Source organism: Pseudomonas sp. NBRC 111143, from assembly GCF_001320965.1.
Lineage (GTDB): Bacteria > Pseudomonadota > Gammaproteobacteria > Pseudomonadales > Pseudomonadaceae > Aquipseudomonas > Aquipseudomonas machongensis.
In genome coordinates this window covers 183,111-203,956 of sequence record NZ_BCBT01000002.1, presented here as the reverse complement: position 1 = coordinate 203,956, position 20,846 = coordinate 183,111, and the positions used below count along the sequence as shown (strand labels likewise).

17 protein-coding genes are annotated in these 20,846 nt (G+C 62.2%); 16 read left to right on the top strand and 1 reads right to left on the bottom strand.

Annotated elements, in window-relative coordinates:
* The first annotated feature begins 35 nt into the window (after positions 1-35).
* The 16 genes from rseP (at position 36) to ispD (ending at position 19,900) form a co-directional block, all read left to right on the top strand.
* Positions 36-1,388 carry an RIP metalloprotease RseP gene (gene rseP / locus APH44_RS02305; RefSeq protein WP_054891075.1) on the top strand — a complete coding sequence of 451 codons (1,353 nt, stop codon included), beginning with the start codon at positions 36-38 and terminating at the stop codon, positions 1,386-1,388.
* 76 nt (positions 1,389-1,464) lie between these two features.
* The gene (bamA, locus tag APH44_RS02300; RefSeq protein ID WP_054891074.1) at positions 1,465-3,813 is read left to right on the top strand and encodes an outer membrane protein assembly factor BamA; all 2,349 of its coding nucleotides are present in this window, start codon (positions 1,465-1,467) and stop codon (positions 3,811-3,813) included.
* Between the two features lie 44 nt (positions 3,814-3,857).
* Positions 3,858-4,361, top strand: coding sequence for an OmpH family outer membrane protein (locus APH44_RS02295; protein ID WP_054891073.1), 504 nt, complete (start codon positions 3,858-3,860; stop codon positions 4,359-4,361).
* Between the two features lies 1 nt (position 4,362).
* Positions 4,363-5,418 (top strand): UDP-3-O-(3-hydroxymyristoyl)glucosamine N-acyltransferase, encoded by a 1,056-nt coding sequence (gene lpxD, locus APH44_RS02290; RefSeq protein ID WP_054891072.1) that lies wholly within the window; start codon positions 4,363-4,365, stop codon positions 5,416-5,418.
* Positions 5,419-5,531: 113 nt separating this feature from the next.
* Complete coding sequence (gene fabZ, locus APH44_RS02285) at positions 5,532-5,972, top strand: 3-hydroxyacyl-ACP dehydratase FabZ (protein WP_054891071.1); 441 nt, start codon at positions 5,532-5,534, stop codon at positions 5,970-5,972.
* The gene (gene lpxA, locus APH44_RS02280; protein ID WP_054891070.1) at positions 5,969-6,745 is read left to right on the top strand and encodes an acyl-ACP--UDP-N-acetylglucosamine O-acyltransferase; all 777 of its coding nucleotides are present in this window, start codon (positions 5,969-5,971) and stop codon (positions 6,743-6,745) included. The genes fabZ and lpxA overlap by 4 nt, the downstream gene beginning before the upstream one ends.
* 1 nt (position 6,746) lies before the next feature.
* Complete coding sequence (lpxB, locus tag APH44_RS02275) at positions 6,747-7,874, top strand: lipid-A-disaccharide synthase (RefSeq protein WP_054891069.1); 1,128 nt, start codon at positions 6,747-6,749, stop codon at positions 7,872-7,874.
* Between the two features lies 1 nt (position 7,875).
* Entirely contained in the window at positions 7,876-8,499 is a 624-nt protein-coding gene (rnhB, locus tag APH44_RS02270; protein WP_054891068.1) for a ribonuclease HII, read from the top strand.
* Between the two features lie 90 nt (positions 8,500-8,589).
* On the top strand, positions 8,590-12,114 hold the full coding sequence (dnaE, locus tag APH44_RS02265) for a DNA polymerase III subunit alpha (protein ID WP_054891067.1): 3,525 nt from the start codon (positions 8,590-8,592) through the stop codon (positions 12,112-12,114).
* A 105-nt stretch (positions 12,115-12,219) separates the two neighbouring features.
* Positions 12,220-13,167 (top strand): acetyl-CoA carboxylase carboxyl transferase subunit alpha, encoded by a 948-nt coding sequence (gene accA / locus APH44_RS02260; RefSeq protein ID WP_054891066.1) that lies wholly within the window; start codon positions 12,220-12,222, stop codon positions 13,165-13,167.
* A 105-nt stretch (positions 13,168-13,272) separates the two neighbouring features.
* Positions 13,273-14,568 (top strand): tRNA lysidine(34) synthetase TilS, encoded by a 1,296-nt coding sequence (gene tilS / locus APH44_RS02255; RefSeq protein ID WP_054891065.1) that lies wholly within the window; start codon positions 13,273-13,275, stop codon positions 14,566-14,568.
* Positions 14,569-14,837: 269 nt separating this feature from the next.
* Entirely contained in the window at positions 14,838-16,466 is a 1,629-nt protein-coding gene (locus tag APH44_RS02250) for a CTP synthase (RefSeq protein WP_054891064.1), read from the top strand.
* A 3-nt stretch (positions 16,467-16,469) separates the two neighbouring features.
* Positions 16,470-17,315 (top strand): 3-deoxy-8-phosphooctulonate synthase, encoded by an 846-nt coding sequence (gene kdsA, locus APH44_RS02245; protein ID WP_054891063.1) that lies wholly within the window; start codon positions 16,470-16,472, stop codon positions 17,313-17,315.
* A 153-nt stretch (positions 17,316-17,468) separates the two neighbouring features.
* Positions 17,469-18,758, top strand: coding sequence for a phosphopyruvate hydratase (gene eno, locus APH44_RS02240; protein WP_054891062.1), 1,290 nt, complete (start codon positions 17,469-17,471; stop codon positions 18,756-18,758).
* Positions 18,759-18,914: 156 nt separating this feature from the next.
* Positions 18,915-19,196 carry a cell division protein FtsB gene (ftsB, locus tag APH44_RS02235; RefSeq protein ID WP_054891061.1) on the top strand — a complete coding sequence of 94 codons (282 nt, stop codon included), beginning with the start codon at positions 18,915-18,917 and terminating at the stop codon, positions 19,194-19,196.
* The gene (ispD, locus tag APH44_RS02230) at positions 19,193-19,900 is read left to right on the top strand and encodes a 2-C-methyl-D-erythritol 4-phosphate cytidylyltransferase (RefSeq protein WP_054891060.1); all 708 of its coding nucleotides are present in this window, start codon (positions 19,193-19,195) and stop codon (positions 19,898-19,900) included. Before ftsB ends, ispD begins: the two co-directional genes overlap by 4 nt.
* A 24-nt stretch (positions 19,901-19,924) precedes the next feature.
* Here the strand turns inward: ispD and APH44_RS02225 are convergent, their stop codons facing one another.
* Positions 19,925-20,821 (bottom strand): LysR substrate-binding domain-containing protein, encoded by an 897-nt coding sequence (locus APH44_RS02225; protein ID WP_054891059.1) that lies wholly within the window; start codon positions 20,819-20,821, stop codon positions 19,925-19,927.
* Positions 20,822-20,846 lie beyond the last annotated feature (25 nt).

Here is a 20,846-nt window from a genome sequence, read left to right as displayed (position 1 = left end):
CCCCAGGCCTGGCTGAACGTCATTCGGAGATGGATATGACTGCGCTCTACATGATTATCGGCACCCTGGTGGCTCTGGGTGTATTGGTCACGTTTCACGAATTCGGCCACTTCTGGGTGGCACGCAAGTGCGGGGTGAAAGTCCTGCGCTTCTCTGTGGGGTTCGGCACGCCGCTGGTGCGCTGGCACGATCGCCATGGCACCGAGTTCGTCGTCGCGGCGATTCCGCTGGGCGGCTACGTCAAGATGCTCGACGAGCGCGAAGGCGATGTACCGCCGGCGCTTGCCGAACAATCCTTCAATCGCAAATCGGTTGGGCAGCGTATCGCTATCGTTGCCGCAGGCCCCATTGCCAATTTCCTCCTCGCCATCCTGTTCTTCTGGGTGGTCGCCATGCTTGGCAGTCAGCAGGTGCGTCCGGTCATCGGTGCGGTCGAGTCTGGCAGCCTGGCGGCATCTGCGGGCCTTGTGGCAGGTCAGGAAATTGTTTCTATCGATGGCAAACCGACCAGTGGCTGGTCTGCGGTCAATCTGCAGCTGGTGCGCCGCCTCGGCGAGAGCGGCAGCCTGCGGGTAGGTGTACGCGATGATGGCGGCACGCTGGAGCGCCAGCACGAGATCCGCCTGAACCAGTGGCTCAAGGGCGCCGATGAGCCCGACCCGATCCAGTCCCTGGGGCTGCGTCCCTGGCGGCCGGCGGTGAGCCCGGTGCTCGCCGAAATCGACCCCAAGGGGCCGGCCGCTGCAGCCGGGCTGAAGAGCGGCGATAAACTCCTGGCGCTCGATGGCGTTGCACTGGGCGACTGGCAGCAGGTGGTAGACGCTGTCAGGGCACGCCCCGACGCGAAGGTGCAGTTGCGTATCGAGCGTGATGGCGCACAGTTGGAGCTGCCTGTGACGCTGGCCCGCAAAGGGGAAGGGCAGGCCTCCGGAGGCTATCTGGGCGCTGGGGTGAAAGGCGCCGAGTGGCCTGCGAACATGCTCCGAGAGGTCAGCTATGGGCCGCTGGAAGCGGTCGGTGAGGGGCTCTCGCGTACTTGGAACATGAGCGTCCTGACCCTTGAATCGCTGAAGAAAATGCTGTTCGGGGAGCTCTCGGTAAAAAACTTGAGCGGACCGATAACCATTGCTAAAGTGGCGGGCGCTTCAGCCCAGTCGGGCGTTGGGGATTTCCTGAATTTCCTGGCCTACCTGAGCATAAGCCTGGGGGTTCTGAACCTGCTGCCCATCCCGGTACTGGATGGGGGGCATTTGCTGTTCTACCTGATCGAGTGGGCGCGCGGTCGTCCGCTCTCTGATCGGGTGCAAGGTTGGGGGGTCCAGATCGGTATCAGTTTGGTCATTGGGGTGATGTTGCTCGCCCTGATCAACGATCTGGGTCGACTTTAACGCTTCGCTCTATTGCGAACCTGCCGCCGTGCTGCGGTGGCGGGTTGTTTATTGCCAGTTGGAATAAAAGGACTTCATGAAACGTCTGCTGCTAACTGCGGTCCTCTCCGCACTGATGATCGCTGAAGTTCACGCCGAGTCCTTCACCATCTCCGATATTCGTGTCAACGGCCTGCAGCGGGTTTCCGCCGGCAGCGTGTTCGGCGCGTTGCCGTTGAACGTAGGCGACCAGGTCGATGACCGCCGCCTGGTGGAGTCGACTCGCTCGCTGTTCAAGACCGGTTTCTTCCAGGACATCCAGCTGGATCGCGACGGCAATGTCCTGATCATCAACGTGGTCGAGCGCCCATCGGTGTCGAGCATCGAGATCGAGGGCAACAAGGCGATCAGTACCGAAGACCTGATGAAAGGCCTGAAGCAGTCCGGTCTGGCCGAGGGCGAGATCTTCCAGCGTGCCACGCTCGAGGGCGTGCGTAACGAACTGCAGCGCCAGTACGTGGCCCAGGGCCGCTATTCGGCCGAGGTCGATGCCGAGGTTGTGCCGCAGCCACGCAACCGTGTCGGCCTGAAGATCAAGATCAACGAAGGTACCGTCGCGGCGATCCAGCACATCAACGTGGTGGGCAACACCGTGTTCAGCGATGAAGACCTCTCCCAGCTCTTCGAACTGAAAACCACCAACTGGCTGTCGTTCTTCAAGAACGACGACAAGTACGCCCGTGAAAAGCTCTCCGGTGACCTGGAGCGTCTGCGTTCCTACTACCTGGACCGCGGCTACATCAACATGGACATCGCGTCCACCCAGGTATCGATCACCCCGGACAAGAAGCACGTCTACATCACCGTCAACGTCAACGAGGGCGAGAAGTACACCGTCCGTGACGTGAAGCTTTCCGGTGACCTGAAAGTGCCGGAAGACCAGGTCAAGTCGCTGCTGCTGGTACAACCTGGCCAGGTCTTCTCGCGCAAGGTGATGACTACCACCTCCGACCTGATCACCCGTCGACTGGGTAACGAAGGCTACACCTTCGCCAACGTCAACGGCGTGCCGCAACCGAACGACCAGGATCACACCGTCGACATCATGTTCGTCGTCGATCCGGGCAAGCGTGCCTACGTCAACCGCATCAACTATCGCGGCAACACCAAGACCGAAGACGAGGTGCTGCGTCGCGAGATGCGTCAGATGGAGGGTGGGTGGGCATCCACTTATCTCATCGACCAGTCCAAGACCCGCCTCGAGCGCCTGGGCTTCTTCAAGGAAGTCAACGTCGAGACGCCGCCGGTGCCAGGCACCGACGACCAGGTCGACGTCAACTATGCGGTCGAGGAGCAGGCTTCCGGTTCGATCACCGCCAGCGTCGGCTTCGCCCAGAGCGCGGGCCTGATCCTGGGTGGTTCGATCAGCCAGAGCAACTTCCTGGGTACCGGTAACAAGGTGTCCATCGGCCTGACCCGAAGCGAATACCAGACCCGATACAACTTCGGCTTCGTTGACCCCTACTTCACTGCCGACGGCGTGAGCCTGGGCTACAACGCCTTCTACCGCAGCACCAACTACGACGACCTCGACGTCGACGTGGCGAGCTATGCGGTAGACAGCCTCGGTGCCGGCGTCAGCCTGGGCTACCCGATCAGCGAGACCTCGCGCCTGACCTACGGCCTGACGGTACAGCAGGACAAGATCAAGACCGGTCGCTACACCGTCGACGAGATCTTCAAGTTCCTCGACCAGGAAGGTGACAACTTCCTGAACTTCAAGGCGTCGATCGGCTGGTCCGAATCGACCCTGAACAAGGGCGTGCTGGCAACCCGTGGTCACTCGCAAAGCCTGACCCTGGAAACCACCGTACCGGGCAGCGACCTGTCGTTCTACAAGCTCGACTACCGCGGCCAGTTGTTCAAGCCGCTGAGCAACGACTACACCCTGCGCCTGCACACTGAGCTGGGCTATGGTGATGGTTTCGGCGGTACCTCGGGCCTGCCGTTCTACGAGAACTATTATGCGGGTGGCTTCAACTCTGTCCGCGGCTTCAAGGACAGCAGCCTGGGTCCGCGCAGTACCCCGAGCCAGGGCACCAATCCGGGTACCATTCGTGACCCGGACCAGGACCCGCTGCCGTTCGGTGGTAATGTCCTCGTACAGGGCGGTGTCGAGCTGTTGTTCCCGCTGCCGTTCGTCAAGGACCAGCGTTCGCTGCGTACCTCGGTCTTCTGGGATGTGGGTAACGTGTTCGACACCAACTGCGGCTCCAAGCCTGACTGCGCGAAGGTCGGTTTCTCCGACATGGCCAGCTCCGTCGGCCTGGGCGTGACCTGGATCACCGCGCTGGGCCCGTTGAGCTTCAGCCTGGCGATGCCGATCAAGAAACCGGACGACGCCGACACCCAGGTGTTCCAATTCTCTCTGGGCCAGACTTTCTAAGCTTGGCCCTTGCTTAACGACAACGGTTTATCCAGGAGTGCATCGTGCGTAAGTTGACTCAACTGGCCGTAGTGGCCGCGGCGCTGGTCGCCACCCCGGCTTTCGCCGAAATGAAGATTGCCGTTCTGAACTACCAGATGGCGCTGCTCGAATCCGACGCCGCCAAAAAGTACGCTGTCGATGCCGAGAAGAAGTTCGGTCCTCAACTGAACCAGCTGAAGACTCTGGAAAGCAGCGCCAAGGGCATCCAGGATCGACTGATCAAGGGTGGCGACAAGATGCAGCAGCAGGAGCGTGAGCGCCTGGAGCTCGAGTTCAAGCAAAAAGCCCGTGACTTCCAGTTCCAGTCCAAGGAACTGAACGAAGCGAAGGCCGTTGCTGACCGCGATATGCTCAAGCAGCTCAAGCCCAAGCTCGACGGTGCCGTCGAGGAAGTCATCAAGAAAGGTGGTTTCGACCTGGTGCTCGAGCGTGGTGCGGTAATCGATGTCAAGCCTCAATATGACATCACCCGCCAGGTCATCGAGCGCATGAACCAAGCGCGTTGATATGACCGTAACCATGACGCTCGGTCAGTTGGCCGAGACCCTCGGGGCCACGCTCAGTGGCCCCGAGTCGCTTGAAATCACCGGACTGGCCACCTTGCAGGAAGCCGGTCCGGGGCAGTTGAGCTTCCTCGCCAATCGCCAGTACCGCAAATTCCTGGATGACAGCCAGGCGGCAGCGGTACTGATCAAGGCCGAGGATGCCGAAGGCTTCACCGGCAATGCGCTGATCGTTCCCGATCCCTACCTGGCCTACGCCCGTATTTCTCACCTGTTCGATCCAAAGCCCAAGGCTGTGGCGGGAGTTCATCCCAGCGCCGTGGTAGCCGACGATGCCCAGGTGGATGCCAGCGCCAGCATCGGACCGTTCGCGGTCATCGAAAGCGGTGCGCGCATCGGTGCGAACGTGACCGTTGGCGCGCATTGCGTTGTCGGTGCCCGCTGCATCATCGGTGAAGGTGGCTGGCTTGCCCCGCGTGTGACGCTGTACCACGATGTCACGATCGGCAAGCGTGTCGTCATTCAGTCGGGTGCGGTGATCGGTGGTGAAGGCTTCGGTTTCGCCAACGAGAAAGGTGTGTGGCAGAAGATTGCCCAGATCGGCGGCGTGACGCTCGGTGACGATGTGGAAATCGGTGTCAACACGGCTGTGGACCGAGGCGCGCTCTCGGACACGCGAATCGGCAATGGCGTCAAGCTCGACAACCAGATTCAGATCGCCCACAACGTGCAGATCGGCGACCATACCGCGATGGCGGCTTGCGTCGGGATTTCCGGCAGCACGCGCATCGGCAAGCACTGCATGATCGCGGGTGGCGTCGGCATGGTCGGTCATATTGATGTATGCGACAACGTATTCGTCTCCGGCATGACCATGGTCACCCGCTCGATCACCGAGCCGGGCGGCTATTCTTCCGGTACTGCCATGCAGCCGTTGGCCGATTGGCGCAAGAGCGCAGCACGTATACGTCAGCTCGACGAGATGTCCAAGCGTCTGCAGCAACTGGAAAAACGCGTCGAGACCGTGACCTCAGGTGGCCAGCCGGCATCAGAAGGCTGATACCATTTCCTGAGCAAGAGTGAACAGTCGCTAGCTGGCTCCTCTTTGGACTGCAAAAGGAGCGTGTGGTCAGCACCTGCGCTCCCTATTCTTATTACAGGCTTCCCCCCGAAATGATGGACATCAACGAGATTCGCGAATACCTGCCTCACCGTTACCCGTTCCTGCTGGTGGATCGGGTCACGGAGCTGGACTTCGAGGCCCAGAGCATTCGTGCCTACAAGAATGTCAGCATCAACGAGCCGTTCTTCAACGGCCATTTCCCGGCGCACCCTATCATGCCGGGCGTGCTGATCATCGAGGCGATGGCCCAGGCGGCCGGGATTCTCGGCTTCAAGATGCTCGATGCGAAGCCTGCCGATGGCACTCTTTACTACTTCGTCGGCTCCGACAAGCTGCGTTTCCGCCAGCCAGTGCTGCCGGGTGATCAGCTCGTGCTGGAGGCCAAGTTCCTCAGCCGCAAGAGCATGATCTGGAAGTTCGAGTGCCGTGCTCTGGTCGACGGCAAGGCCGTCTGCTCGGCCGAGATCACCTGCGCGGAACGCTCCCTATGAGTTCGATTGATCCGCGGGCGATCATCGATCCGTCGGCCAGGCTGGCTGACGGCGTCGAGGTCGGCCCTTGGTCGATCGTAGGCCCCGATGTCGAAATCGGGGAGGGCACCGTCATCGGTCCGCATGTAGTGCTCAAGGGACCTACCCGGATTGGCAGGCACAACCGCATTTATCAGTTCAGTTCCATCGGCGAAGACACACCTGACCTCAAGTACAAGGGTGAGCCGACGCGACTGGTGATCGGCGATCACAACGTGATCCGCGAAGGTGTCACCATTCATCGCGGCACTGTGCAGGACCGTTCGGAAACCACGCTTGGCGATCACAACCTGATCATGGCCTATGCCCATATCGGTCATGACAGCGTGATCGGCAACCATTGCATCCTGGTCAACAATACTGCGCTGGCCGGTCATGTGCATGTGGGCGACTGGGCGATCCTGTCCGGCTATACCCTGGTGCACCAGTACTGCCATATCGGCGCTCACGCGTTCTCTGGCATGGGCACGGCGATCGGCAAAGATGTTCCGGCGTTCGTCACGGTGTTCGGCAGTCCGGCCGAGGCGCGCAGCATGAACTTTGAAGGTATGCGCCGTCGCGGTTTCAGCGATGAGGTCATTCATGACTTGCGCCGTGCCTACAAGATCGTCTATCGCCAGGGGTTGACCGTGGAAGAGGCGATCAAGGAACTGGACGAACTGGCCGGGCAGCACCCGGAGGTCGAACTGTTCCGTCAGTCGATCCTCAATTCTGCCCGCGGCATCACCCGCTGAGATGGCGTCGCTTTGCGTAGCGCTGGTCGCCGGTGAGGCCAGCGGCGATATCCTCGGTTCCGGCCTGATGCGCGCGCTCAAGGCGCGCCATCCCGATGTTCGCTTCATTGGCGTCGGTGGTCCGTTGATGGAAGCCGAGGGCATGCAGTCGTACTTCCCCATGGAGCGCCTGGCGGTGATGGGGCTGGTCGAGGTGCTTGGGCGCCTGCGTGAATTGCTCAAGCGGCGCAAGGACCTGATCCAGACACTGATCGCCGAGAAGCCCGACGTGTTCATCGGCATCGACGCCCCGGATTTCACCCTCAACATCGAATTGAAGTTGCGTCAGGCCGGGATCAAGACCGTGCATTACGTCAGCCCGTCGGTCTGGGCCTGGCGGCAGAAGCGGGTGCTGAAGATCCGCGAAGGCTGCGACCTGATGCTGACGCTGTTGCCCTTCGAAGCGAAATTCTACGAAGAAAAGGGTGTACCGGTCCGCTTCGTCGGCCACCCGTTGGCTGACACTATCCCGCTGGAGGCCGATCGTGCTGGGGCACGTGCTTCGCTGGGATTGGGCGATGGGCCGCTGGTAGCCTTGATGCCGGGCAGTCGCGGCGGCGAAGTGGGGCGCCTTGGCGAGTTGTTCCTCGATACTGCCAAGCGCTTGCAGGCGCTGGTACCCGGTGTGCGTTTCGTTTCGCCTTGTGCCAGTCCGGCGCGTCGTGCGCAGCTCGAGCAGATGCTGCAGGGGCGCGAACTGCCGTTGACCCTGCTCGACGGTCAGTCGCACCAGGCACTGGCCGCCTGTGACGCGGTGCTGATCGCTTCAGGCACTGCAACCCTCGAAGCCTTGTTGTACAAGCGCCCGATGGTTGTCGCCTATCGTCTTGCGCCGCTGACCTTCTGGATTCTCAAGCGCATGGTCAAGAGCCCCTACGTGTCGCTGCCCAACCTGCTGGCCCGGCGTTTGCTGGTCCCCGAGTTGCTGCAGGACGCCGCAACGCCCGAAGCGCTGGCAACCACGCTGGCTCCCTTGGTGGCAGACGGTAGCGAGCAGACCGATAGCTTCGATCAGATTCACCGCACCCTGCGCCGCGACGCCTCGAACCAGGCTGCCGACGCGGTGCTGGCATTGTTGAAGGATCGATGACATGCAGATGGGACTTGATTTCAACCTGGTCGAAGACCTGGTCGCGGGTGTCGACGAAGTCGGGCGTGGCCCACTGTGCGGTGACGTGGTCACTGCAGCGGTGATCCTTGATCCGCAGCGGCCGATCCTGGGTCTGAACGACTCGAAGAAGCTTACCGAGGCGCGTCGCGAGCTGCTGTTCGACGAAATCTGCGAAAAGGCCCTGGCCTTCTGTGTCGCTCGTGCCACGGTCGTCGAGATCGACCAGCTGAATATCCTGCAGGCCACCATGCTGGCCATGCAGCGCGCGGTGGAAGGGTTGAGCGTCACGCCGAAACTGGCGTTGATCGATGGCAACCGCTGCCCGAAACTGTCGGTGCCAGCAGCGCCGGTGGTCAAGGGCGATTCCCAGGTGCCGGCCATCGCTGCCGCTTCGATCCTGGCGAAGGTCACGCGTGACCGTGAGATGAGCGCCTTCGAGCTGATCTATCCGGGCTACGGCATCGGCGGGCACAAGGGCTACCCGACACCTTTGCACCTCGAAGCCCTGGCGCGACTGGGGCCTACGCCCATCCATCGGCGTTCGTTCGCACCAGTGAGGGCTGCATGGGAGGTCCGTGAAGGGCTTTCCAGCACGTTGATCTGATCTGTCGGGGCCGCTATGCGGCCCCAAAACATTCTGGCTAATTACGCTACAATCCCGCCCTTGTCGTTCAGCATTGCCACAGGATCTTCAATGTCGGTCTCCTTCGTTCACCTCCGCGTGCACTCCGAGTTCTCCCTGGTCGACGGCCTGGTGCGGATCAAGCCGTTGGCCAAGGCCCTGGCTGGAATGAACATGCCGGCGGTGGCGATCACCGACCAGAGCAACATGTGCTCGCTGGTGAAGTTCTACAAGACCGCCATGGGCGCAGGGATCAAACCGATCTGCGGCGCCGACCTGTGGCTGGCCGGTGCCGATCCGGAGGCACCGCTGTCGCGCATCTGCTTCCTGGCGATGAATCCCCAAGGCTATCGCAACCTGACCGAGCTGATCTCCAAGGGCTGGACCGACGGCCAGCGCAACGGCCTGGTGATCATCCAGCGCGAATGGATCGCGCCCGCCAGCGAGGGCTTGATCGGCCTGTCCGCCGCGCGTGAGGGCGATATCGGCATGGCACTGCTCTCCGGTCGTACCGACGAGGCCGAGGCCCTGTTGCGCGACTGGATGCAGATGCTGCCGGAGCGCTTCTATGTGGAAGTGCAGCGCACCAACCGGGCGGGCGACGAAGAATATCTGCATGCTGCCGTTGCCCTCGCCGACAAGGTCGGCGCGCCGCTGGTGGCGACCAACGATGTGCGCTTCATCAAACAGTCCGACTTCGACGCCCACGAGACCCGCGTCTGCATCGGCGAGGGCTGGACCCTGGACGACCCGCGGCGCCCACGCGCCTACAGCGACCAGCAGTACCTCAAGTCGCCCGAGGAGATGGCCGAGCTGTTCAGCGACCTGCCGGACGCCATCGCCAACACCGTCGAGATCGCTAAGCGCTGCAACATCACGGTGCAGTTGGGCAAGTACTTCCTTCCCGACTTCCCGACGCCCAACGGCATGGGCATCGACGACTACCTGCGCCACGTCTCCTACGAGGGCCTGGAAGAGCGTCTGGCCGTGCTCTGGCCGAAAGAGACCACCCCCAATTACGAAGAGAAGCGCCAGGTCTACCTGGATCGCCTGAAGTTCGAGCTGGATATCATCATCCAGATGGGCTTCCCCGGTTACTTCCTGATCGTTATGGACTTCATCAAGTGGGCCAAGAACAACGACGTGCCGGTGGGTCCTGGGCGGGGTTCGGGTGCTGGCTCGCTGGTGGCCTACGTACTGAAGATCACCGACCTCGACCCGCTGGCCTACGACCTGCTGTTCGAGCGCTTCCTCAACCCTGAACGTATTTCCATGCCCGACTTCGACGTCGACTTCTGCATGGATGGTCGCGACCGGGTGATCGACTACGTGGCCGAGGCCTACGGGCGCAATGCGGTGAGCCAGATCATCACCTTCGGCACCATGGCCGCGAAGGCGGTGGTGCGTGACGTGGCGCGTGTGCAGGGCAAGTCCTACGGCCTGGCCGATCGCCTGTCGAAGATGATCCCGTTCGAAGTGGGCATGACCCTGGAGAAGGCCTACGAGCAGGAAGAGATCCTGCGCGACTTCCTCAAGGGCGACGAAGACGCTCGCGAAATCTGGGACATGGCCCTCAAGCTCGAGGGGGTTACTCGCGGTACCGGCAAGCACGCCGGTGGCGTGGTGATCGCGCCGACCAAACTCACCGATTTCTCGCCGATCGCCTGTGACGAAGAGGGCGGCGGCCTGGTGACCCAGTTCGACAAAGACGACGTCGAGGCTGCCGGCCTGGTGAAGTTCGACTTCCTCGGCCTGCGGACACTGACGATCATCAAGTGGGCGATGGAGATCATCAACCGCGAGCAGAAAAAGAAAAACCTGCCCGACGTCAACATCGACTTCATCCCGCTGGACGACCGCAAGACCTACGAGCTGTTGCAGAAGGCCGAGACCACGGCGGTGTTCCAGCTTGAATCGCGCGGCATGAAAGAGCTGATCAAGAAGCTCAAGCCCGACTGCCTGGAAGACCTCATCGCACTGGTGGCCTTGTTCCGTCCCGGCCCGCTGCAGTCGGGCATGGTGGATGACTTCATCAACCGCAAGCACGGCCGCGCGGAGCTGGCCTACCCGCACTCCGATTACCAGTACGAAGGCCTCAAGCCGGTACTGGCCCCCACCTACGGCATCATCCTGTACCAGGAACAGGTGATGCAGATCGCCCAGGTGATGGCCGGCTACACCCTGGGTGGCGCCGACATGCTTCGCCGGGCAATGGGCAAGAAGAAGCCCGAGGAAATGGCCAAGCAACGCGGCGGTTTCATCGAAGGCTGCGTCGCCAACAACATCGATGCGGACCTTGCCGGTAACATCTTTGATCTGGTAGAGAAATTCGCAGGTTACGGCTTCAACAAGTCTCACTCCGCGGCCTACGGCCTGGTCTCGTACCAGACCGCCTGGCTCAAGACCCACCACCCGGCGCCATTCATGGCTGCGGTGTTGTCGGCGGATATGCACAACACCGACAAGGTGGTGGTGCTGGTCGAAGAAGTGCGCAACATGAAGCTGCGCCTCGATGCGCCGGACGTGAACTTCTCCGACTTCAAGTTCACCGTCAACAACGACGGTCGTATCGTCTACGGCCTGGGTGCGATCAAGGGGGTGGGTGAAGGCCCGGTGGAGGCGATCGTCGAGGCACGCGCCGAAGGTGGACCGTTCAAGGACCTGTTCGACTTCTGCGAGCGCGTCGACCTCAAGCGCATCAACAAGCGTACCCTCGATGCGCTGATCCGCAGCGGCGCGCTCGATCGCCTGGGCCCGCACTTCCATGATGAGATCAAGGCCTATCAGGCCAACATCGACCGCAACCGCGCGGTGCTGCTGTCGGCGCTCGAGGAGGCCATCAAGTCGGCCGAGCAGACCGCCCGCACCGCTGACAGCGGGCATATCGACCTGTTCGGTGGGCTGTTCGTCGAAGAAGACTCCGATGTCTATGCCAACCACCGCAAGGTCCGCGAGCTCACGCTCAAGGAGCGGCTGAAAGGCGAGAAGGATACCCTCGGGTTGTATCTCACCGGTCATCCGATCGATGAGTACGAAACCGAGATCCGCCGTTTCGCTCGCCAGCGCATCGTCGACCTCAAGCCTTCGCGCGAGACCCAGACCATCGCGGGGATGATCATTGCCCTGCGGGTGATGAAGAACAAGAAGGGTGACAAGATGGGCTTCGTCACCCTCGACGACCGCTCCGGTCGCATCGAGGCTTCGTTGTTCGCCGATGCGTTCATGGCGGCTCAGGCGCTGCTGCAGACCGACGCCATGGTGGTGGTCGAAGGCGAGGTCAGCAACGACGACTTCTCCGGCGGCCTGCGCCTGCGCGTCAAGCAGGTGATGACCATGGAGGATGCCCGCACCAAACTGGCTGAAAGCCTACGCCTTAAGATCGCCCACGAAGCGCTCAAGGGCGATCGCCTGGCCTGGCTGGGCGAGCTGATCACCCGTCATCGCGGCGGTTGCCCGATCACGCTCGAGTACACCGGCAGCGATGCCAAGGCCATGCTGCAGTTTGGCGACGAGTGGTCGATCGACCCCGCCGATGGCCTGATTCAGGCGCTGCGTGACCAGTTCGGACGTGAGAACGTCTTCCTGCAATACCGTTGAAACGACGAATTTTAATCTCGACCTGAATGCGCCAGATCCCGTAAGGTATGGCGCCAAACGGATCAACCGGCCGGCCGCCTGGCCGTAGACCCAAGACGGATGCCTATGAACCCGAATTTTCTCGATTTCGAACAGCCGATTGCCGACCTGCAAGCCAAGATCGAAGAGCTGCGCTTGGTCGGTAACGACAACTCGCTGAACATCAGCGATGAAATTGCCCGTCTGCAAGACAAGAGCAGCACCCTGACCGAAAGCATCTTCGGCAACCTGACCAGCTGGCAGATTGCCCGCCTGGCACGCCACCCGCGTCGTCCGTACACCCTGGACTACATCGACCACATCTTCACCGAGTTCGAAGAGCTGCACGGCGACCGTCACTTCTCCGACGACGCCGCGATCGTTGGCGGTACCGCGCGCCTGGACGGCAAGCCGGTGATGGTCATCGGTCACCAGAAGGGCCGCGAAGTGCGTGAGAAGGTCCGCCGTAACTTCGGCATGCCGCGTCCTGAAGGCTACCGCAAGGCCTGCCGCCTGATGGAGATGGCCGAGCGCTTCAAGATGCCGATCCTGACCTTCATCGACACCCCAGGTGCCTATCCGGGTATCGACGCCGAAGAGCGTAACCAGAGCGAGGCCATCGCCTGGAACCTGCGCGTCATGGCGCGCCTGAAAACCCCGATCATCGCCACCGTGATCGGTGAAGGTGGTTCGGGCGGCGCACTGGCTATCGGTGTGTGCGACCAGCTGAACATGCTGCAATACTCCACCTACTCGGTGATCTCGCCGGAAGGTTGCGCCTCGATCCTGTGGAAGACCTCCGACAAGGCGCCGGACGCTGCCGAAGCAATGGGCATCACCGCTGAGCGCTTGAAGAGCCTGAACATCGTCGACAAGGTGATCGGCGAGCCACTGGGCGGCGCTCACCGCGATCCGGCCAAGATGTCGGCCAGCATCCGTGCCGACCTGCTCGAGCAGCTCGACATGCTGGGCAAGCTCGACAACGATACCCTGCTCAAGCGTCGCTACGATCGCCTGATGAGCTACGGTCTCTGATTGGCAGGGGCGCCTGGCGCCCCATTCGCAGGCAAGCCGTCTCCCACTCGTGCGTCGTCTGTGGGAGCGGGCTTGCCCCGCGATGCGGTCCTCAGTGAGGCAACCATGCACGACCTCACCCAATCCCTCTTCCCCTGGCTCAAAGCCCCCGCCTGGCACGTCGCCTTCTCCGGCGGCCTCGACTCCACCGTCCTTCTAAACCTGCTCGTCGACTACGCTCGCGATCATGAAGCACCGCCATTGCGTGCCGTACATATTCATCACGGTCTGCAAGCGGCCGCCGACGCTTGGCCTGCACATTGTCAGCAGGTCTGTGATGCGCTGGGTGTCGAACTGCGCGTGATCCATGTCCAGGTCGAGCCTGTCGCCAGTCTCGAGCAAGCCGCCCGCACCGCGCGATACGACGCGTTCACAGCGCTTCTGGGCCCCGACGAAGTGCTGTTCACCGGCCAGCACCGCGAAGACCAGGCAGAGACCCTGCTGTTTCGCCTGTTGCGTGGTGCCGGTCTGCGCGGCCTGGCGGCGATGCCTGCTTCCCGTCCGTTGGGGCAAGGGCAGTTGGTCAGACCGTTGCTTGATCTGGCGCGGGATCAGTTGCAGCGATATGCCCAGGCATCGGGGCTGAGATGGATCGAAGACCCGTCCAACACCGATAGCCGCTTCGCCCGCAATTTCCTGCGCGCCGAAGTGTTCCCGCTGCTACGCCAGCGCTGGCCGCAAGCGAGCCAGAGCCTGGCACGCAGTTCCGCGCACCTGGGCGAGGCCCTGGCGCTGCTGGACGAACTCGCCGCCTCCGACATCGATGCCGCAAGTGCCGGAGCAGTGGTGCCTTGGCAATGCCTGGACTCGCTGGACATGGCAGTGCTGGCGGCGCTCTCGCCAGCGCGCCAGCGTAACGCCTTGCAGTACTGGCTGAGCAGTCGTACACGTCTGCCCGATAGCCGCCATTGGGCCGGCTGGGACAACCTGCGTGATGCGGCAGCCGATGCCCAGCCGCTCTGGCGCTTGACCGATGGCGAGCTGCAGCGCAGCCATGGACGGCTGTGGTGGTTGAGCGGCGATTGGCTGCAAGCGCCGCAGGGCGGGGTGGCTTGGCCGGATCCGAGCCAGCCGCTCTCGTTACCCGGCAATGGCAGCTTGCAGCTGGTGGGTGTCATTCCTGGGTCTGGCCTGCATGTCACCTATCGCCAGGGCGGCGAGGTCCTCGATATTCCAGGGCGCGGTCACCGCGACCTGAAGCGCCTGCTCAACGAGCACCGCGTGCCGCACTTCGTGCGTCATCGCCTGCCACTGCTTTGGCAGGGCGAGCGCCTGCTGGCGGTGGCCAACCTGCCGGAGCAGGGGCAGACCGACTGGCAACTGCAGTGGCAGCCGCCGACGAACGTGCAAGGTTTGAGCTGAAGGGTACATTCCGGTAGACTACCCTCCCTTCTTGATACAGCTTCTGTGGGTTCCGCGAAAACACAGGAGTTGCCGATTACCAAGCAGTTTTTTGCTGGGCTGATTCTTAAAATGACGAGCGAGCTCCACACTGGGGATACCCCCGGTCTGTACAGACGCGGCAGTTGTTCGAGATGCACTGTGATTGACGCAGGTGATCGGGGGCTTCGGCCTTCCTTCGCTTTCTCCGGCGGCGCTGGCCGCCTTAACGCAGACTTCTAGGGTTTTTCATGACGCGCTACATATTCGTCACGGGCGGTGTTGTTTCTTCATTGGGGAAAGGCATTGCCTCGGCTTCCCTGGCGGCCATCCTGGAAGCGCGGGGGCTCAAGGTCACCATGCTCAAGCTGGACCCGTACATCAACGTCGATCCGGGTACCATGAGCCCGTTCCAGCACGGTGAAGTGTTCGTCACCCACGACGGTGCCGAGACCGACCTCGACCTGGGCCACTACGAGCGGTTCATCCGCACCACGATGACCCAGAACAACAACTTCACCACCGGCCGTATCTACGAGCACGTGCTGCGCAAGGAACGCCGTGGTGACTACCTGGGCGCGACCATCCAGGTCATCCCGCACATCACCGACGAAATCAAGCGTCGCATCATCAAGGGCGCCGGCGATGCCGATGTGGCCCTGGTCGAGATCGGCGGCACCGTGGGCGACATCGAGTCGCAGCCATTCCTCGAAGCCATCCGTCAGTTGCGTGTCGAAGTGGGCTCCAAGCGCGCCATGCTGATGCACCTGACGCTGGTGCCGTACATCGCCACCGCCGGCGAAACCAAGACCAAGCCTACTCAGCACTCGGTCAAGGAGCTGCGCTCCATCGGCCTGCAGCCTGACGTGCTGATCTGCCGCTCCGACCACCCGGTCGATGCCTCTTCGCGCCGCAAGATCGCCCTGTTCACCAACGTCGAAGAGCGTGCGGTGATTTCGCTGGAAGACGTCGACACCATCTACAAGATTCCGGGCGTGCTGCACGCACAGGGCCTGGACGACTTCGTCGTCGAGCGTTTCGGCCTGCAGTGCAATGGCGCCGACCTGTCCGAGTGGGACAAGGTCGTCGACGCCAAGCTCAATCCCGAGCATGAAGTCACCATCGCCATGGTCGGCAAGTACATGGAGCTGCTGGATGCGTACAAGTCGCTGATCGAAGCGATGAGCCACGCCGGCATCACCAACCGCACCAAGGTCAACCTGCGCTACATCGATTCCGAAGACATCGAGAACCAGGGCACCGGCCTGCTCGAAGGCGCCGACGCCATCCTGGTGCCGGGCGGCTTCGGTCTGCGTGGCGTGGAAGGCAAGATCAAGGCCGTGCAGTTCGCCCGTGAGAACAAGGTTCCGTACCTGGGCATCTGCCTGGGCATGCAGGTCGCGGTCATCGAGTTCGCCCGTAACGTGGTGGGCTGGAAAGACGCCAACTCCACCGAGTTCGATCGCAACGGCGCGCACCCGGTCGTCGGCCTGATCACCGAGTGGGCCGATGCCACCGGCGCCGTCGAAACCCGTACCGAAGCGTCCGACCTGGGCGGCACCATGCGCCTGGGCGCGCAGGACTGCCAGCTGATCGCCGGTTCCAAGGTCCACGACTGCTACGGCAGCGACGTGATCACCGAGCGTCACCGTCACCGCTACGAGGTAAACAACAACCTGCTGCCGCAACTGATCGACGCCGGCCTCGTGGTTTCGGGTCGTTCCGAAGATGGCGCGCTGGTCGAAGTGGTCGAGTCGAAGGATCACCCATGGTTCGTCGCCTGCCAGTTCCACCCGGAGTTCACCTCCACGCCTCGTGACGGTCACCCGCTGTTCAGCGGCTTCGTCAAGGCAGCTCTGGCACAGAAGAACAAGGCCTGATCCATGACCCAGAAGATCATTCGCGTCGGCAACATCGAGATCGCCAACGACAAGCCGTTCGTCCTGTTCGGCGGCATGAACGTCTTGGAGTCCCGTGACCTGGCCCTGAAGGTCTGCGAGGAGTACGTGCGGGTGACCGAGAAGCTCGGCATCCCGTACGTGTTCAAGGCCAGCTTCGACAAGGCTAACCGTTCGTCGGTGGCCTCGTACCGTGGTCCGGGCATGGAAGAGGGGCTGAAGATCTTCGAGGAGATCAAACGCACCTTCAACGTGCCGGTGATCACCGATGTGCACGAACCCTACCAGTGCGAACCGGTGGCCAAGGTCTGCGACATCATCCAGCTGCCGGCGTTTCTCTCGCGCCAGACCGACCTGGTAGTGGCCATGGCCAAGACCGGCGCGGTGATCAACATCAAGAAGGCCCAGTTCCTCGCCCCGCACGAGATGAAGCACATCCTGGCCAAGTGCGTCGAGGCCGGTAACGACCAGCTCATCCTCTGCGAGCGCGGTTCGAGCTTCGGCTACAACAACCTGGTGGTCGACATGCTTGGCTTCGGCATCATGAAGCAGTTCGAGTACCCGGTGTTCTTCGATGTCACCCACTCGCTGCAGACGCCGGGTGGTCGTGCCGACTCCGCCGGCGGTCGCCGTGCCCAGGTCACCGACCTGGCCAAGGCGGGCATGAGCCAGGGCCTGGCCGGCCTGTTCCTCGAGGCTCACCCGGATCCGGACAACGCCAAGTGCGATGGCCCATGCGCCCTGCGCCTGGACAAGCTGGAGCCATTCCTGGCGCAGCTCAAGCAACTGGACGACCTGGTGAAAAGTTTTCCGACGGTAGAGACCGCGTAAAGCTCGTTTCTCGGGTAAAGTACCGCCCGTTCCACCCCCTGGCCTGCCGGTCAGGGGCTCCCTTCGCCAGGCCTGCCCGTGCCATGTCGCCTGGTGAACGGCAAGAATTCCCAAAGCTGCGTTGTTTTCGTCAATTCTGGAGTGCTTACAACAATGGCAAAGATCGTCGACATCAAAGGTCGTGAAGTTCTCGATTCGCGTGGCAACCCCACCGTGGAAGCCGATGTGCTGCTCGACAACGGCATCATCGGCAGCGCTTGCGCGCCGTCTGGTGCTTCCACTGGCTCGCGCGAAGCGCTGGAGCTGCGTGATGGCGACAAGAGCCGTTACCTGGGCAAGGGCGTGCTGAAGGCTGTCGGCAACATCAATGGTCCGATCCGTGACCTGCTGCTGGGCAAGGATCCTTCCGACCAGAAAGCACTCGACCGCGCCATGATCGAACTGGACGGTACCGAGAACAAGGCCAAGCTGGGCGCCAACGCCATCCTCGCCGTGTCCCTGGCCGCTGCCAAGGCTGCTGCACAGGACCAGGACCTGCCGCTGTACGCACACATCGCCAACCTCAACGGTACCCCTGGCCAGTACTCGATGCCGGTGCCGATGATGAACATCATCAACGGCGGCGAGCACGCCGACAACAACGTCGACATCCAGGAGTTCATGGTTCAGCCGGTCGGCGCCAAGACCTTCTCCGACGGCCTGCGCATGGGCACCGAGATCTTCCACCACCTCAAGGCTGTCCTCAAGGCCCGTGGCCTGAACACTGCCGTGGGTGACGAAGGCGGCTTCGCCCCGAACCTGGCCTCCAACGAAGACGCCCTGGCGGCCATCGCCGAAGCAGTCGAGAAGGCCGGCTACAAGCTGGGCACCGACGTCACCCTGGCCCTGGACTGCGCGGCTTCCGAGTTCTACGAAGACGGCAAGTACAACCTGTCTGGTGAAGGCAAGTCGTTCGACGCCGAAGGTTTCGCCGACTACCTGAAAGGCCTGACCGAGCGCTTCCCGATCATCTCGATCGAAGACGGCCTGGACGAGTCCGACTGGGCTGGCTGGAAGATCCTGACCGACAAGATCGGTGCCAAGGTGCAACTGGTCGGCGACGACCTGTTCGTGACCAACACCAAGATCCTGAAAGAAGGCATCGAGAAGGGCATCGGTAACTCGATCCTGATCAAGTTCAACCAGATCGGCTCGCTGACCGAAACCCTGGAAGCCATCCAGATGGCCAAGGCCGCTGGCTACACCGCGGTAATCTCGCACCGTTCCGGTGAAACCGAAGACTCGACCATCGCCGACCTGGCTGTCGGTACTGCTGCAGGCCAGATCAAGACCGGTTCGCTGTGCCGCTCCGACCGCGTCTCGAAGTACAACCAATTGCTGCGTATCGAAGAGCAACTGGGCGCCAAGGCCGTCTACCGTGGCCGTGCCGAGTTTCGCGGCTGAGCAAGAGATGGTAAAAAGGCAGCAGCCGGGGCTGTCTGAGCGTTCTCACTGAGCGTTCAGCGCCTTCAAACGGGTTTCTGTCGACGAAGCCTGGCCTCGGCCAGGCTTCGTGCTATCGGAAGCTCGCTGCGGCGGCCTTTTACCCTGGATATCTTCATGCGCAGTCCCTATTGGTTGTTCCTCGTCCTGCTGTTGTTGCTCGGAGGCCTGCAATATCGCCTCTGGGTCGGTAATGGCAGCCTGGCGCAAGTGGCCGAGCTGCAACAGCAGATCGCCGACCAGCATGCCGAAAACGAACGGCTGCTGGAACGCAATCGCGTGCTCGACGCTGAAGTGCTGGAGTTGAAGAAAGGTATGGAGACCGTGGAAGAACGGGCTCGTCATGAACTGGGGATGGTCAAGGAGGGCGAAACCCTCTACCAGTTGCCACAGAAATGATCCATGAACTGCCGGCCTTCTGGGCCGTGATTCCTGCCGCGGGCATTGGTGCCCGCATGGCTGCCGACCGCCCCAAGCAGTATCTGCAACTGGGCCGGCAGACCATCCTCGAGCATAGCCTCGACTGTTTTCTCGACCATCCCACGCTCAAGGGGGTGGTGGTCAGCGTTGCCGAAGAAGATCCTTACTGGCCTGGTTTGCGCTGTGCGAATGATCCTCGCATCCAGTGTGCAGCGGGTGGGCGTGAGCGTGCCGATTCGGTATTGAATGCCCTGTTGCTGTTGCACGCCCAAGGGGCGGCCGACGACGACTGGGTACTGGTGCACGATGCTGCGCGGCCGAACCTGGCGCGCAGCGATCTGGACAAGCTGCTGTCGGAGCTGGCCGATGATCCGGTGGGCGGGCTGCTGGCGGTGCCTGCGCGCGATACTCTCAAGCGTGCCGACGCGACTGGCCGGGTCAGCGCCACGGTGGACCGCACCACCGTATGGCAGGCCTACACGCCGCAGATGTTCCGGCTTGGCATGCTGCACCGTGCACTGGCCGAGTGCCTGGTGGCGGATGTGGCGGTGACCGATGAATCCTCCGCCATCGAATGGGCCGGGCATGCGCCGCGGCTGATCGAAGGGCGTAGTGACAACATCAAGGTGACCCGGCCGGAAGACTTGGAGTGGTTGCGTCAGCGCTGGGCTGGGCGGCGCTGAGACCGTCAGAAGAGATGCAACGCTTCAGCCTGGCTGATACTCCGGCAATCCTGCCAACCCGTCCTTCAGATAGTCGACCAACCGCCGTACCTTGGGTGACAGGTGCCGCTGTTGCGGATACAGCGCCCACACCGCGGTGTTCGGCGGCTGGTGCGCCTCCAGCAGCGACACCAGTGCCCCGGCATGCAGATGCTCGAGCACGTAGTAATCCGGTAACTGACACAACCCCATTCCCTGCAGCGCCGCGTCGAGTACCGCCTGGCCGCTGTTGCAGCGCCAGTTGCCTTGGACCCGTTGGCTGATTTCACGGCCATCCTGCTGCAGCACCCACAGGTCCGAACTGCCTACCAGGCAATTGTGCCGCGCCAGTTCCGACAGGCTGTGCGGTCGGCCGTAACGCTCCAGATACGCTGGCGATGCACACAGGTACATGCGTCGCGGTGCGAGGCGCGTGGCCACCAGGCGTGAATCCTGTAGGCGTCCCAGGCGAATAGCCAGGTCCATGCCCTCGTGCAGCAGGTCCAGCGTACGGTTGCTCAGCTCCACCTCGACGCGCAACTGTGGATACAGCGCCATGAAACGAGTCACCAGTGGCACGATGAAACGCTCGCCGTAGGCCACCGCGCAGGTCATGCGCAGCAGGCCCTTGGGTTCGCTGGCCAGGTCCCCCATCGCGCGCAGCGCTTCTTCGCGGCCATCCTGCAAACGCTGGCAGTGTTGCAGAAAGGTCTGCCCGGCCTCACTCAGGGTCACGCGCCGGGTGCTGCGGTACAGCAGGCGGGTTTGCAGGCGTTCCTCCAGGCGAGCGATCTGTCGGCTGATATGCGATGAGGAAACCCCTAGTCGTTCGGCGGCCGCGGTGAACTGGCCCGACTCGGCGACCGCGACGAACTCGTCGATTCCTTCCCAGCGACTGCTCATTGATTATCCCTGTGTGGCAATAATG